This window comes from Pseudomonas sp. NY8896, assembly GCF_039634505.1.
This window is the reverse complement of sequence record NZ_CP132350.1, coordinates 4,136,335-4,152,272: the sequence shown is the minus strand read 5'-3', so window position 1 is coordinate 4,152,272 and position 15,938 is coordinate 4,136,335. Positions and strand designations below refer to the sequence as shown.

9 protein-coding genes and 1 pseudogene are annotated in these 15,938 nt (G+C 63.9%); 7 read left to right on the top strand and 3 right to left on the bottom strand.

Going from position 1 to position 15,938, the window contains the following annotated elements:
- Positions 1–203 precede the first annotated feature (203 nt).
- On the top strand, positions 204–2,291 hold the full coding sequence (locus Q9451_RS18525; protein WP_012271980.1) for an EAL domain-containing protein: 2,088 nt from the start codon (positions 204–206) through the stop codon (positions 2,289–2,291).
- On the opposite strand, the gene Q9451_RS18520 is transcribed toward Q9451_RS18525, so the two are convergent.
- Both Q9451_RS18520 and Q9451_RS18515 read right to left on the bottom strand, forming a co-directional pair.
- Positions 2,288–2,548, bottom strand: a complete 261-nt coding sequence (locus Q9451_RS18520) for a DUF1652 domain-containing protein (RefSeq protein WP_012271981.1) — start codon at positions 2,546–2,548, stop codon at positions 2,288–2,290. The two genes, Q9451_RS18525 and Q9451_RS18520, sit on opposite strands and share 4 nt — an antisense overlap.
- A gap of 270 nt (positions 2,549–2,818) precedes the next feature.
- The gene (locus Q9451_RS18515; protein WP_012271982.1) at positions 2,819–3,466 is read right to left on the bottom strand and encodes a DUF1345 domain-containing protein; all 648 of its coding nucleotides are present in this window, start codon (positions 3,464–3,466) and stop codon (positions 2,819–2,821) included.
- A gap of 168 nt (positions 3,467–3,634) precedes the next feature.
- Between Q9451_RS18515 and pgm the strand changes: the two genes are divergently transcribed.
- The 6 genes and pseudogenes from pgm to Q9451_RS18485 form a co-directional block, all read left to right on the top strand.
- Positions 3,635–5,272 carry a phosphoglucomutase (alpha-D-glucose-1,6-bisphosphate-dependent) gene (gene pgm / locus Q9451_RS18510; protein WP_012271983.1) on the top strand — a complete coding sequence of 546 codons (1,638 nt, stop codon included), beginning with the start codon at positions 3,635–3,637 and terminating at the stop codon, positions 5,270–5,272.
- Positions 5,273–5,350: 78 nt separating this feature from the next.
- Positions 5,351–5,863, top strand: coding sequence for a sigma-70 family RNA polymerase sigma factor (locus Q9451_RS18505; protein WP_012271984.1), 513 nt, complete (start codon positions 5,351–5,353; stop codon positions 5,861–5,863).
- Entirely contained in the window at positions 5,860–6,804 is a 945-nt protein-coding gene (locus tag Q9451_RS18500) for a FecR domain-containing protein (protein ID WP_012271985.1), read from the top strand. Before Q9451_RS18505 ends, Q9451_RS18500 begins: the two co-directional genes overlap by 4 nt.
- A 66-nt stretch (positions 6,805–6,870) precedes the next feature.
- Positions 6,871–9,273, top strand: a complete 2,403-nt coding sequence (locus Q9451_RS18495) for a TonB-dependent receptor (protein ID WP_012271986.1) — start codon at positions 6,871–6,873, stop codon at positions 9,271–9,273.
- 281 nt (positions 9,274–9,554) lie between these two features.
- The gene (locus Q9451_RS18490) at positions 9,555–14,381 is read left to right on the top strand and encodes a DUF6543 domain-containing protein (RefSeq protein WP_345960702.1); all 4,827 of its coding nucleotides are present in this window, start codon (positions 9,555–9,557) and stop codon (positions 14,379–14,381) included.
- A gap of 105 nt (positions 14,382–14,486) precedes the next feature.
- A pseudogene (locus Q9451_RS18485) lies at positions 14,487–14,922 on the top strand (FCD domain-containing protein); the annotation flags it as partial.
- A 60-nt stretch (positions 14,923–14,982) separates the two neighbouring features.
- Here the strand turns inward: Q9451_RS18485 and Q9451_RS18480 are convergent.
- Complete coding sequence (locus Q9451_RS18480; protein ID WP_012271988.1) at positions 14,983–15,921, bottom strand: LysR family transcriptional regulator; 939 nt, start codon at positions 15,919–15,921, stop codon at positions 14,983–14,985.
- Positions 15,922–15,938: the final 17 nt, after the last annotated feature.

Genomic DNA, 15,938 nt, shown 5'->3' with positions numbered 1-15,938 from the left:
TTATTCGCGTAACCATTAATATTGCTGGGGCTGCTTCGCAGCCCTTTCGCGACACAAGGCCGCTTCCACAAGGTACAGCGCACAGTTGTATCATCCAGGTATTGGATCCATTCCCATTCGCAAAAACCCCGTGCGTTTCGCTTAAGCTTGAGTACAATCGTCAGCTTTTGCCGGGCACCCTGTCCCGTCGCTGGAATTCCCCAATGTTGACCGGTAGCTACTCCTCTTCGCTGGTGTTGATTTCGCTGTGCGTGGCGATCCTGGCGTCCTATACCGCCCTCGATCTGACCGGCCGTATCGCCACGGCCAAGGGCCGAGCTGCCTACCTGTGGATGGGCGGCGGTGCGCTGGCCATGGGCATCGGCGTGTGGTCGATGCACTTCATTGGGATGCTAGCCTTCAGCTTGCCCATCGACCTGGGTTACGACCTTGCCCTGACCGCGTTCTCGCTGTTGATTGCCGTGCTGTCCTCGGGCTTTGCCTTGTGGTTGGTCAGCCAGCCGAGCCTGCCGGCGCTGCAACTGGGGCTTGGCGCGTTGATCATGGGCGCTGGCATCGCCTGCATGCATTACACCGGTATGGCCGCGCTGCGCATGCTGCCGGGTATCGATTACGACCCGACGTTGTTCGGCGCCTCGTTGCTGATTGCCGTGGGCGCCTCGGCGGCGGCGTTGTGGATCGCCTTCCGCCTGCGCAGGCACACCCCCTACGTGCGGCAGATTCGAGGCCTGGCGGCGGTGGTCATGGGCTTTGCCATCGTCGGCATGCATTACACCGGTATGGCGGCGGCGAATTTCCCCGAGGGCAGCTTCTGTGGTGCGCTGGGCGGCGGGCTGCAGGGTGAGGGCCTGGTCTACCTGGTACTGATCACCACCCTGGCGGTACTGGCTGTGGCTTTGTTGACCTCGGTGTTGGACGCACGCCTCGAAGCGCGTACGGCCGAGCTGGCCCGTTCGCTGACCTTGGCCAACCAAGAGCTCACCCAACTGGCCCTGCACGACACCCTCACCGATCTGCCCAACCGTACCTTGCTGGCCGACCGTATCGAGCAGGCCATCGCCAAGGTAGCGGAGCAGGGCGGTTGCTTTGCCCTGATGTTCATCGACCTGGACGGCTTCAAACCGGTCAACGATGCCTTTGGCCATCACATCGGCGACCTGCTGCTCAAGGCCGTGGCGGCGCGCCTGCGTGGCCACCTGCACAGCCAGGACACCCTGGCGCGAATTGGCGGTGACGAGTTCGTGCTGTTGGTGGAACTGCAGGAGCCGAATGATGCCATGGACGTGGCGGTCAAGCAGGTCAACCTGGTGTCACGGCCATTTCGCGTGGCCGAGCACGACCTGCAACTGTCGGCCAGCCTGGGCATCGTCCTGTACCCAGGCAACGGCCAGGACCAGCATGAGTTGCTGCGCAATGCCGACGCGGCCATGTACCACGCCAAGAGCGCCGGCAAGAACGGCTACAGCTTCTTCGATGTGTCGATGAACAGCAACGCCCGCCAGCAACTGCAGTTGTTGCAGGACTTGCGCCAGGCACTGGAACAGCGCCAGTTCCGCCTGCATTACCAGCCCAAGTTCGACGCCCAAGCCTGCCAGCCGATCGGCGCCGAGGCGTTGTTGCGCTGGGAGCACCCGCAGCATGGCCTGCTGCTGCCCGACCGTTTCATCGGCCTGGCGGAAAAGACCGGCCTGATCATTCCTATTGGTGAGTGGGTGTTGATAGAGGCCTGCCGGCAGATGCGCCAGTGGCTGGACCAGGGCCACAACGGCTGGCGCATGGCGGTGAACCTGTCGGCCATCCAGTTCTGCCACGCCGGGCTGGTAGAGAGCGTGGCACGCGCCCTGGAGCAGAATGGCCTGCCCGCCAACTGCCTGACCCTGGAAATCACCGAAACCACCGCCATGCACGACGCCGACGCCAGCCTGACCGTGTTGCAGCGCCTGTCCGACATGGGTGTGGACCTGTCCATCGATGACTTTGGCACCGGCTATTCCAGCCTGATGTACCTCAAGCGCTTGCCAGCCAACGAGCTGAAGATCGACCGCGGCTTCGTGCGCGACCTGGAGCAGGACAGTGACGATGCCGCGATCGTTTCGGCCATTGTCGCACTGGGCCAGGCGTTGGGCCTGCGTATCGTTGCCGAGGGGGTGGAGACCGACATGCAGCAGGACTTCCTGACCCGCTTGGGTTGCGATTCGCTGCAGGGTTACCTGCTGGGCCAGCCGGTGCCGGCCGAGCAGTTCATGGGCAAGTTGCGGGCGATGGGCGAGGAAAGTAACGCTGCGGGCTAGACCGCAGCGCGCAAGGTAACCGCGGGTATGAAGGCATCCATCTCCGCCTCGACGGCCTCGATGATGCGTTCTACATCGGCGGCGGCCATGATCGCCGCACAAGGGATGCCGGCAATCGCCAGCAGGGTTTCACCGCTGGCGCGGTCAAACAACCGCGCGACCATGCTGCGTGGCGCATCCATGCTGGCCTCGAAGCCCAGCGGGTGGAAATGCCAGCGCATCACCTGGCAGGCGTTGGGGAACGTCATCTTGTTCATGCCAGCCTCCTTGTCCATGCCTGGACGTGGTGAGCGGGTGGCCACTTCGATGCAGCCGCCGGGAAGGTAAACATAGCACCTGTCACGGGCGATTCTCGGCTGCAAATACGACAAATGCGCTAATGCATGACAGCGATCACATCCTTGTCGTGGGTTAGGATTGTTCGGTGGCCGCGTGGCAAACGTTTTCCTGGCAGTGTGGCGGCCGGTTTTCCTGTTGAGTTGCAATGATTTCGCCACCGTTCAGCATCCAGGTTTCAGACGAGCGGTTCAACCCAGCAGCCCGGCGGCGATATTGATGGTGAACCCCAAAATGGCCGTATTGAACACGAACCCCACCAATGAATGCGCCAGCACCACCCGGCGTAATCCTCGCCCTGCGACGCCCACGTCAGACGTTTGCACCGCGACGCTGATGGTGAACGAGAAGTAATGAAAGTCCCAGTAATCCGGGTTGCGTTCGCCATCAGCGAAGCGCAGAGGCGGTTCGTGGTTTTGCCCGGTGTAGAACAGCCGCGCGTAGTGCAGGCTGAAGATGCAGCCGATCAGCAGCCAGGAACCGGCTACGGTCAGGCCGGTGTAAAGGTAGTGCAGGGCCAGCGGTGTGCCTTGCAGGCCGCGGCTGGAAACCAGTTGCAGGGTGACCGCGGCAAGGCTGGCGATGGCGGCGATGCACACGGTCAGCAGGACTATGCCCGCGTTTTCGTCTTCGACACGGGCGACCTTGCGGACTTTATCGGGGCCTGCGTTCCAGCTCAGGTACAGCACCAGCAGCAGGTACAGCCATACGCCTAGGTTCCAGCCGGCGAGGATGTGCTGCACGGTATCGCCAGCTGGGATCAACCAGGCGCCAACAAGGCCAACTGCTGCGGCGAGGCTCAGGCGAGGGTGTGTGCGGGTCAGGCGGTGGAAAGCCATGGGGCCTCTTTTACAAGGGTATGGCTTGTACTCTAGACCAAGACACCAGCACAAAGCTGCAGCACAGGCTGAACCGCCTGTTCTTTACTGCCCCCCATCGCACACCCTTGCAACTCTCAGTACACTGCACGCTCCAACCCCAACATTCGTTGAACTCGAGGTTTTTGCATGACGCTCAGTCCTTTGGCAGGCAAGCCGGCTCCGGCCAGCGTGCTGGTCGATATTCCCCGACTGCTCACCGCCTACTACACCGGCCGCCCCGACGCCGCCGTGGCGGCCCAGCGCGTGGCCTTCGGCACCTCGGGGCACCGGGGCACTTCGCTTGAATTGAGTTTCAACGAATACCACGTCCTGGCCATCACCCAGGCCATCTGCCTGTACCGCCAGGAAAAGGGCATCGACGGCCCGCTGTTCATCGGCGCCGACACCCACGCCCTGTCGGCACCGGCCACCGCCAGCGCCCTGGAAGTGCTCGCAGCCAACGGCGTGCAGGTGATGCTATCGAAGGATGACGAGTACACGCCCACGCCGGCCGTGTCCCACGCCATCCTTTGCTACAACCGTGGCCGCCAGCAGGGGCTGGCCGACGGCATCGTCATCACCCCGTCGCACAACCCGCCGCAAAGCGGTGGCTTCAAATACAACCCGCCCAATGGCGGCCCGGCCGACAGTGATGTGACCAAGTGGGTCGAGGCCAAGGCCAACGAACTGCTGGCGGCGAACCTGGCGGGCGTCAAGCGCATGGACCATGGCCAGGCGCTGCAGGCCCCGACCACCCAGCGCCACGACTACGTGAGCAACTATGTAGCCGACCTGGAAAACGTCATCGACTTCGACGTTATCCGTGGTGCCAAGCTGCGCCTGGGCGTCGACCCGCTGGGTGGGGCAGGGGTGCGCTACTGGTCGGCCATTGCCGAGCACTATCAGCTGGACCTGGAAGTGGTGAACACCGAGGTCGACCCGACCTTCCGTTTCATGACCGTCGACTGGGACGGCCAGATCCGCATGGACCCTTCGTCGCCATACGCCATGCAGGGCCTGATCGGCCTTCGTGAGCGCTTCGACGTAGCGTTCGCCTGCGACCCGGACCACGACCGCCACGGCATCGTCACCGCCGATGGCCTGCTGCAACCGAACAACTACCTGGCCGTGGCCATCGACTACCTGTATCGCCACCGCCCGCAATGGCGCAGCGACGCCGCCGTGGGCAAGACCGTGGTCTCCAGCGGCCTGATCGACCGTGTAACCGAGCGCCTGGGTCGCGAGCTGTATGAAGTGCCGGTGGGCTTCAAGTACTTCGCCCAGGGCCTGTTCGACGGTTCGCTCGGTTTTGGTGGTGAAGAAAGTGCAGGGGCTTCGTTCCTGCGCCGCGATGGCTCGGTGTGGGCCACCGACAAGGACGGGTTGATCCCGGCCTTGCTCGCCGCCGAAATGACCGCCCGCACCGGGCGCAACCCAAGCCAGGCCTACGCCGACCTGACCGAAGCGCTGGGCAAGCCGTTCGCCACCCGTGTCGAGGCCAAGGCTGACGCCCGGCAGAAGGCGCTGCTGAGCAAGCTGGCGCCGGAGCAGGTGAAATCGACCGAGCTGGCCGGTGAGCCGATCGTGCAGATCCTCAGCCACGCGCCAGGCAATGGTCAGGCCATTGGCGGGCTGAAGGTGATGACCGCCAATGGCTGGTTCGCCGCGCGCCCGTCGGGTACCGAAGACATCTACAAGATCTACGCCGAAAGCTTCATCGACGAGGCGCACCTGCAGCGCCTGGTGCAGGAAGCACAAGTGCTGGTGGATGCGGCAATTGCCTGACCGGTAACAAACCGCTTGGTTCTGTGGTGTGATGTAAATTAGAATTAATCTTATTTACACCGCCGCAGGGCCTTCCCGATGATAGACGCCGCGCCGCCAACCGAGCCAAGCCTGCCTGCCCTGTACCGGGAGCACCGCGGCTGGCTTGAAACCTGGTTACGTCGGCGTCTGGGCAATGCCTGGGATGCTGCCGACCTCAGCCAAGATACCTTTCTGAGGGTATTGGCCAGTGCCCAGCCACTGGCAGACATTCGCGAACCGCGCGCTTATCTGCTGACCGTGGGCAAGCGCCTGCTGAGCAACTTCCACCAGCGGCGCAGCCTGGAGCAAGCCTACCTTGATGCCCTGGCCAACCTGCCCGAGCAGCATGTGCCTTCGCCAGAACAGCGTTGGGTGTTGCTGGAAACCCTGCAAGCACTGGATGAGTTGCTCGACGGCCTGAAGGCGCCGGTGCGCAAGGCCTTTCTCTGGAGCCAGCTGGAAGGCCTGGGTTACGCCGAAATTGGCCAGCGCCTGGGTATTTGCGAACGCTCCGTCAAGCGCTACATGGCGCAGGCCTATGAACATTGCCTGCTGGCCGACTTGCAATGAGCCACAATCCTCCCCAAACGCGCGAAGCGCTGCGTGCAGCGGCCCGTTGGCTGGCGCTGCTGGATTCCGGCGATGCCAGTGAGACTGACTTGCACCACTTGGCGCAATGGCGCGCCAGCAACAGCCTGCACGAAGACGCCTGGCAAAAGGCAGCATTGCTGCGTGCGCGGTTTTCCGGGTTGCCCGGGGCGTTGGCGATGGCCACCCTGGACCGCCCGGATGCCGGCCGCAGGGCGCTGCTCAAACAGGCCCTGGGCGTGGCGGCGCTGCTGCCGACGGCCTGGCTGGTGGGCCGCGAGCTGCCACTTGATGCCTGGACCGCTGACCTGCGCACCTCGGTAGGCGAGCGCCGTCAGGTACTGCTGAGCGACGGAACTTTCGTGCAGTTGAACACCGACAGTGCGGTCAGTATCGACCTGGATGCACGCCGTGTGGCACTGCTGCGCGGCGAAGTGGCAGTCAAAGTCCCCGGTAACCTTTTCCTGAGCCTGCAGGTGCCTTACGGCCAGGTGCTGCTCAGTGAAGGCGATGTGTGCTTGCGTCTGGTCGATGAGGCCTGTCGGGTGTCGGTGGTCAATGGGATGGCCAGTCTGCAGCCGTTGCGTGGCCCAGCAGTGATGTTGCGGGCCGGGCAACAGGCCAGTTTGCAGGCCGCGGGTGTCGGCCCTGTCAACGGGTTCGACGCTTGGCCACTGGGCTGGCGCGAAGGCGTGCTGCGGTTGGATGATCGCCCATTGGGCGAGTTGCTGCACGAGCTGCGCAGGTATCGCCGCGGCGTGTTGCGTTGGGCACCTGCGCTTGAGGGCCTGCGTGTTACCGGCACATTCCGCCTTGACGATACCGACCGGGTGCTGGCCTTGCTGGCCGCCAGCCTGCCGTTGCAGGTGCATACCCGCACGCGTTATTGGGTGAGCCTGGCCGCACAAGAAAATCGTGCATGAGGCTGTCCCCTTTTTTTCACTCGCCGGTCATTACCGGTATGAGAAAATAAAGGGGAGCCTTGTTCGATGCCTGCAGTAAAGTCTTGCCGCCCGCGCCCACTGGCGCGCGCAGCACATCCGTTGTTTGCGATGAGCCTGTTGTTGTGTGCACCGGCGTGGGCCGATGAGCCTGCCCGGCGTACCTACCAGGTAGCACCCGCCAGCCTGGGCACCGCGTTGACCCACTTCGCCGACCAGGCTGGTGTCAGCCTATCGCTGGACCCGGCACTGGTCCAGGGCCGGCACAGCAGCGGCCTGTCCGGTAACTACAGTGTCGAAGAGGGCTTCTTGCAGCTGCTGCGCGACAGCGGTTTGCAGTTGATGCCGGTGGGTGAGGGCGCCTTCACCCTGGTACCAACACAGTCCAGCGGCGCACTGGAAATCGCCCCGACCAGCATCGTCGGCGGCTTGGCTGCAGGTAGCGAAACGCAGCCATACGCCGGTGGCCAGGTGGCGCGCCAGGGCGCTCAAGGCCTGCTGGGTTCGCGTGATTTCATGGAAACCCCATTCAGCATCACCAGCTACACCAGCGAGCTGGTGAAGAACCAGCAGGCACGTACCTTGGGTGAGTTGATTGCCAGTGATCCCTCGGTGCGCGCGACCAACCCGGCGGGTGGGCGTTTCGAGCAGTTCACCATTCGCGGCTTCAGCCTGTTCAACAGTGATGTGGCGTACAACGGCCTATACGGCATCTTGCCGACCTACTCGATCGACATGGAAATGGCCGACCGGGTCGACATCATCAAAGGCCCCAGCCAGTTGATCAACGGCATTTCGCCCCGTGGCAGCGTGGGCGGCGGGATCAATGTGCAGCCCAAGCGGGCCGGCGACAAGCCGATCACCGCGTTCACCGGCAGCTATGCGTCGGCTGGGCAGGCAGGTGGCGCCGTGGACGTTGGTCGACGCTTTGGTGAAGGGCAGCAGTTCGGCGTGCGTTTCAATGGGGTGAAGCAGGCCGGTGACACCGAATGGGACCACCAGCGTGTCGATCGCGAAATGGCCGTGCTGGGCCTGGATTTTCGCGGCGAGCGGCTGCGGCTTTCAGCGGACCTCGGGCATACCGAGCGTGATACCGACGCGCCGCAGGAGCGTGTGCTGGTGGGTGCGAATGCCAAGGTGCCGGATGCCAATGACGTACGCCACAACTACGCTCAGGCCTGGAGCAAGGCGCGCACCAACGACACCTTCGGTGCGCTGAACGCCGAGTACGATATCAGCGAATCGCTGCTGGCCTATGGGGCAGTCGGCGCGCGCAAGAGTAACCATGACTTCCTGCGCCACAACGTGTCTATTACCAACGATGCCGGCGATTTCACCGTTCAGCCGCGCGATTTCACTCGCGACGAATCGGTGCGCACCGCCATGGCCGGCCTGCGCAGCTGGTTTCATACCGGGCCGGTCAGCCATGAGCTGAACCTGGCCGCCAGCTATTTCTACATGGACTTCACCAACGGCGGTGCGCGTTATGCCTCGGCGCCGAGCAACCTCTACAACCCGGTTGCCACCCCGACACCGGGTACGCCAACCCGCATCGACCCGCAGGTTTACACGGAGAACCGCTTCTCCGGCGTGGCCCTGGCCGACACGCTGGGCTTTTTCGCCGACCGTCTGCTGCTGACCCTGGGGGCGCGCTGGCAGCGGGTGCAGGTGGATGACTGGAGCGACGGCATCAAAGGCGACACGGCCTATGACGAAGAAAAGGTCTCACCGTCGGGTGGCGTGTTGCTCAAGGTGACCGACCAGCTGTCGTTGTACGCCAACTACATGGAGGGCCTGAGCCAAGGCAAGATCGCGCCATCGACCTCGATCAACGAGGACCAGATTTTCCCGCCGTTCACCAGCCGCCAGGTTGAGGTAGGGGCCAAGTACGATTTTGGCCAGGTGGCGTTCACAGCCAGCGCCTTCCGCATTCGCCAGCCGGCCTACGAAACCAACGCCACCTCGCGGGTGTTCGGCCCCAACGGCAAGCGCGACAACCGTGGGATCGAGCTGAGTGTGTTTGGTGAGCCTGTACAGGGGGTGCGCGTACTGGGTGGGGTGATGTACATCGACAGCGAGCTTACCGATACCGTGGGTGGCGCCTTCGATGGCAACCGCGCGCCAGCGACGCCCGAATACAACGTCAATCTCGGTGCCGAGTGGGATGTGCCGGGCGTGAACGGCCTAACCCTGACGGCGCGGGGCATTCATTCCAGTTCGCAGTACCTGGACCAGAACAACAGCAAGCAGATCGACGGCTGGGAGCGGTATGACCTGGGGGCGCGCTATGCCTTCAAGGTGGATGCTGCCGAGGTGACCTTGCGTGCCAGTGTCGAGAATGTGCTGGATGACCGTTACTGGAGCTCGGCGGGGGCTTCGGATGACAGTGAGCCCGGCTTGACCCTTTCCACACCGCGCACCTACTTGCTGTCGGCCACAGTAGGTTTTTAAGCCCTGTACGGTCCATGTGGGAGCGGCCTTGTGTTTTGAGGAGGGATTAGAATCTGGAGTGAGAGCGGTGAATGGCCAGCTGAATGCCACTCTGATCTCGAATCACAAGCGTGGGCCAGCCAAAGTCCTCAAGCTGGTGGCCCATCCGGAGTTGGCCTCGGTGAAAAGCACGGCATCACAGGTGTGAAACACACGGCCACCGGCTGGGCATCAATTATGTAGCCCGACCACAGGGCCCTGGGTCATTAGCCTCTGTACTCCCCGAAAATGGAGCAACGACGATGACCCAGCCCCCCTTGTCCCCGCATTTGTCCTTCATTCACACGCGCATGCCTTCCTGGTTCGCGCAGGCGTCCACGGCCGAGCGCCAGTTGCTCAAGCAGCGCGTCAGGCAGAGCCATGCCGCGATGCGCCGCCTGCGCGAGGCGCTGGCGCCGGTGCAAAGCATCGAGACCTTCTGCCGCCCGCTGCTGGAGCAAGCCCTGCAGCGCTGGTTCCCGGACCAGGTGCTGCCCAAGGTCGACCAAGCTCGGGTGTGGAGTGATGGCAACGGCCATAGCTGGCTCGAGGCAGCCTTGCAGAACTTCGATGCCGGCGCTCGCGTCACCCTGTACGACTCGGCCACCCGCCTTGAAAAGCGCTCGGGCGAACAAGCGGCCACCTTCGTCAGCGGCGTACGCAATCTCGACCTCGGTCAGCGCTATCGCTATCACCTGGGCGACCATATAGATACCGACGGTTTTCGCGACCTGGTGCGCCAGTACGCCCGGGCCACCTTCGCTGCCGAGCTGACCCAGGCTACGCTGCAAGGGCATCTGGATGCCGAGGGTGCACTGATGGGTGAAACGATATTCGCCGGTCTAGCCGAATCAGCACGCAGTCAGTTGCAATGCGGCTTCCTCAGCCTGTTCGGCATCCCCTTGCATGGCCCTATGCTGGTCCGCCTCGCACCGCGCGATGCTGTCGAGCGATGCCTGCTGTATCTGCCAGGTCATCCTGGTCAGCCACTGCGCCAGTACCCCTCAGCGCAGGCCGCGAGCACGGCGCTCACCCAGATGCTGTGGCAGCAAGAGGAGCGCGAGTACTTCACTCGCTTTGTCTGTCTTGCCGAGCAACCTCTTTTCAGCGCACGGCTGCGTCAGATCCTGTACCCGCGCTACCCATATGCCGAGCTGCATCCATCTGCTCCCGTGCTGGAGAAAGGCGAACGCTTCAGCTGGCTCAAACGCGTGTTTCCTGCCACTACCGACCTCTGGCAGGAAACCCTCGACAAGAACGCGAGGCTGGACATCACCTTCACGCCGTGGCCTAGGGATGGCTTCGTCGAGTACGCGCGCATCGAGGTCGAGCGACGCATGCAGGATGCCGCCATCCTGGCCGTTCCAGTCGCCCAACGTGATGCCGATGCCCAGTTAGCCCGCATCCAGAGCTGGCTGGGCGTCGGCCTGACCGTGCTCAACCTGGCGGGATTCTTCGTGCCCGGTCTGGGCGAGGTGATGCTGGTCATCGGCGGTGCGCAGGTGGTCGACGAATTCCTCGACGGCGTGCACGCCGCCAACGAAGGCGATGCCGATGCCGCGATCGGTCACCTGTTCGACGTGCTGGCAAGCCTTGCACAGTTCGCCGCCCTAGGCGCCGCGGGACGCTTCATCGAACCTCAGGGCATCTTGCACAGCTGGCAACCAGTAGGCACCGACGGTGAACAGCGACTGTGGTCCGGTGAGCTGACACCCTTTTCCCGCCCCCGGCCCTGGCCACTCGGCCAGGCCCGTGATGGCCGAGGCCTGTACCTGTGGAAGGGCAAGCCATGGTTCGAGCGCGACGGGCAGGCGCTGCCGCTCGAACAGGTCACAGACGGCACCGCTCGCCTGCCATCGGTCCGGGGACAGCGGCACCAGCCTACACTGCTCGGCAACGGCCAGGGCACATGGCTGTTCGAACACGATCGCCCCTTGGACTGGCAGGCCGACACCCTGCTCGAACACCTGGGCCCCGCTGCCCAAGGCCTGGATGCGCAAACCCTCGGCAAAGCGTTGCAATGCAGCGGCTACGATGCCGCAGCGCTGCGCCGAGTGTTGCTGGATCACAGACCAACCCCCGCGTTGCTGCTCGAAAGCCTCGAAGCTCTCGGCGCACATCCGATCGGCGTCCCGGCCAACGAACAGCCGTTGACCGCCATCCTGGCTCGCGACTTCCCATCGCTCACCCAGGCAAGCCGCTCGGAGATCCTCGCCCAGGCGTCGGCCAGCGACATCGCCCGGCTACAGCAATCGGGGCGCTTGCCCTTGCGGCTGGCCGAGACCGCACGGCTGTACCTGCGTGAAAGCCGCATCGGCAAGGCCCTTGCCCGCTTCCACCATGGCAACGGCGCCACCACCGACCGCGATGCCCTGGCATTCGCCGCGTTACGGCGTCTGCCTGGATGGCGCGGCAAGCTGCGCCTCGAACTGCGCGACTCGAACCTCAGGGGGCGGCTGCTCGCCAGCACAGGCGAGCAAGGGCTGCCCACCAAGACCCTGGTGCGCAACGCCGATGGATATACCCCCCATGACGCGTTCGGCAACGAGCTGGCGGGGCGCAGCGATGTATACCGCGCGATGCTGCAGGCGTTGCCCGACAGCGAACGTGACGCACTCGGGCTGCTGATCCATGAGCAGGGCAAGCTGCGCGACAACCTGTTCGAACTGGCCGCCCGTGACCGTCGGCAAGCCGCTCTGGACCTAGGCATGACACCGGTTCGACCGATGTACCGACTGCCCACCCGCCTACCCGGTGATCGTCGTATCGGCTATCGCCTCAGTGGCCGAGGACGCGCTTACTGGACTGAAGACGAGCTGTTCGATCAACTGTTCCCCGCCACACCGCAAGGCGACCGGGAGATGCTGCGCCAGCGCCTGCGCCACCAGGCCGGCCCGTCTGCCGGCGCGTTCGGTCGCATGCTGTCGCGACTGCTGGTGGACTACCGCCGACTCGACAGCGTACTGCAACGCTGGGTACACGCCCCCGAGGGCCTCCTGCCCGGTGCGCAGGAACAGCAACATGGATTGCGCGAAACCTTCGCGCAACGCATTCGCAGTGCGTGGCGCCGGGAAAGCGCAGAAGGGCCGCACGACAACATCGACGATATCAACCTGGTGCTGGAGGGGCATGGCCTGACCAGCGTACCCGCTTTGCCCATAGGCCTGCCTCACGTTCGCCTGCTCAACCTCAACGGTCTCAACACCCCAGACATGCCCGGCCTGAACGCGTTTCTCGAAGCCTTTCCCGGCCTGCGCCTGCTTGACCTGGCGGAAAACAGCCTCAGCCGCCTGCCCCAGGCATTGGCCGAGATGCACGAACTGCAGGCACTGGATATCTCGGAAAACAACATTGACCTGGACGGGGAGGAAAGCCTCGCGCTGCTCGAACGTATGCCCCACTTGCAACGGCTCAACCTCACCGATGGCATTCACACCCTCTCGGTGACTACGCTCGAGCGCCTCAGCGCCCTGCCGTCGCTGGCCTGGTTCCAGGCCGACCTCAACCACCTGATCATGACCGCCGAACACTTTCAGGCCCTGCAACGCTGGCCGGCCTTGATCGGGTTGAGCCTGGCTCAGAACGCGATCGTGCTGGATGAGGCTGCACGTACCGCACTGGCCGGGCTCAACCGTCTGGAGATGCTGTCGCTGTACGAAAACCCGCTGGCCCTGGCCCCCGACTTGAGCGGCTGGACACGCCTGCAGCGACTGGACCTGGAACTGACCAACATCAGCCAATGGCCGGCGGGGCTCGAGGCCCTCATGAACCAGGAGCCTCTGGTGCTGCGCCAGCTGGACCTGAGCGCCAACGAGCTCGCCGTTACCCCCGACCTGAGCCAGACAGCCTTTGCCCGCGCGGTACGCGATCACCTCGAAGGCATTGCCTATTCCTTCAACGGCAATCCTTTCGACGAAGCGGCCCTGGCCAATCTCGAACAGGCCGGCTTCACCACCCTCCCAGCCCTTGCACAGGCCAACCCTTGGGCCGCCGACTGGCCTGAGTCGTTGCGTTTGCACATTGCCGAAACGGCTGACGATCCACAGTGGCAGCCGCTCTACAACCTACTCGAACGGCTGCCCGATACACAGGACTTCCTGGACGCCCCAACCCAGATGCGCCAGCGCATGCAACACGTGGTCGAAATGCTGTCCAGCACGCAAGAAGGCGAAGCCGATACCGGCTGGGGCCGGGCGCAGGTGCAGCAGCAGATCAACGACCTGCTCGAGGACGCCACCCAGGAGTGCGTGGACCAGGCCATCGTGCTGTTCCAGCAAGTCGAGACGCAAGTGACGGTGTGGCAGACGGTCGCCCATGCCGCGGCTGCCGAAGCCGACGAACAGGTTGCCGTGGACAGTGCCCGCGCGCTGCTGCGCCAGCGCCTGCTCGACGAACGCGTCGGCGCTCTTTATCAGGCGCGGCTGGCCAGACGCAGGGCCTTGCGGGCCGATGACCATCACCCGACGGACAACCCCGTTCCAGCCCTGCACCCCGACGATGGCATCAGCGATCGGGAACTGGTCAGCGATCACCCCGACGAACTGGAGATGGCCCTGCATGCGCGTATCCAGCTACGACAGAGGCTGAACCTGCCGCCGCAACCGCAGGCCATGCGTTTCCCGCAACTGGCGCACCTCGATGAGCCGACCCTGCAACGCCTGGGTGATGCCGTGATCGAGGGCACGAGTGCCTCCGCCCTCGAACACTGGGCAGTGGACCAACCCTTCTGGCGAGCCTGGCTGCGCCGTTTACGGCCACTGGCCTTCGAAAGGCTGGCCGAACGCTGGATGGGCGCCTCCGAATATTTCGACACGCTCACTGACCCGTCGGCCGAAGCGGGTGCCTATACCGGCCCCGCAGTGCCAGCGCTCTACATCGACGCACTGGAGCGTGAGGTGGGCGATGTGGATGGGCTTGCCTGGCGCTTGAACGGCGTGCTGCAACGCGTCAACCTGGCCAGCGGTCGCTATCCCAACGAGAACACCCTCTACCAGAGAGCCGCGGACCTGCTGCTGCGTTGTCGCAAGGAAGATGAAGCCGAACTGCTGCGCGAGCTGACCGAAACCATGGTCCAGGCCCACCGCGAATGAGTCGGCAGGCGGCCAGCCATTGCGCCGGGTGACGATAGCCCGTAACCCTGCGCCAGGTCGCAGCCCAGCGGCATCAGCACCCGCACATGCTCCACGCTCTCTGTCCTGCTGGGTGCCGGCGAAACCCGCCTGTCGGCGGAGCAGATCTACCCTCGGCTGTTCGATGCCATTCTCGAACAGCGCCTGCGACCGGGCAGCGCCTTGCCCGAGCAGGCGCGCCAGGTGCTCAGCGCCCGGCGCCTGGCCGAGACCACGCTGATCGGCCTGGTCACCCAGCGCGCGCCCGGCACAGATCCTCCAGCTGGTCGAACGCGAACGCCAGCACCATGAGCAGGGCGAACGCTGCACGGCGATCCGCCTGGGTGGCGAATTCCACATGAGGCTGGCGCACCTGGCCGCCAATGTACCCCTGGCGCGTTTTCTCAACGGGCTTGTGCCGATGACTTCGCTGATCATCGTCCGATATGAGTCGCCCAGCTGCGAGCATTGCGCCTGGCAAGAGCACGCGGCGATCATCGATGCGGTGGAGAGCGGTGACAGCGGCGCTACGCGCCCCGTCGCCAGCAAGGCCAGCCTCCACAAGAGGTCGCACCCATCTGCATCAGCTTGATGCCACCGCTCTCCCAAGCCTCTGCGCCTGGCCCTGCAACACCCGCATCAAATGCACCGCTGCATGAGACGGCGGCTCGAACCGTGAATAGACAAAGCTGATATCGAAGTGAATTTCATCGGCCAATGGCACCACCGCCAGCCCGCTGTCCTGCGCAACGAACTCGTCGATCACGCTGATGCCCATGCCTTGTTTGACCAGCGCCACAGCCTCGTTGGCATTGGTAAACGACAACAGTGATTTCAGCTGCACTGCGCTGCGCTCGATGTGCTCGGCGAGCAGCTTGCCAAACGGCATGTCGGGCCGGAACAGCAGCAAGGCATGGCCTTCCAACTGTTGCAAGCTCAGCGTGGGTTGCCCAGCCAGCGGGTGGTCGGGCGGCATCACCACCACCATGCGCCCACGCATGAACGCCTGCGAATGCAGGTGGTCATGCACCACCGGCAGGGCGGCAATCGACAGGTCGACCTTTTTCGACAGGATCTGGTTGGGCATTTCGCCCATCAGCGAGGTTTGCCACTCGATGTTCAGCGACGGTGACTCGCGCTTGAGCTGGGCCAGGGCGATGGGGATGACCACCGTCGACAACGACGCGCTGCACGAAATGCGCAGCTTGCGCTGGCCACCGGCGCCCAGTGCCAGGGCGCATTCATTGACCTCCAACGCGGCTTGGTACACCCGCTCGACTTCACGAAACAGCACCTGCGCTTCGGCCGTGGGCACCAGGCGGTTGTTGATGCGCTCGAACAGCGGATAGGCCAGGCGCCCTTCGATGTACTGGATCAGCTTGCTCACAGCCGGCTGCGACACGTAAAGCAGCTTGGCCGCCGCGCTGATCGAGCCGGTCAGCATCACCGCCCGGAACACTTCCATGTGCCGCAGTTTGAACACCATCGGGTTTGCGTCTGCGCCTTCGTTGCCAAGCAGCATGTGTATTACCTTCGGTT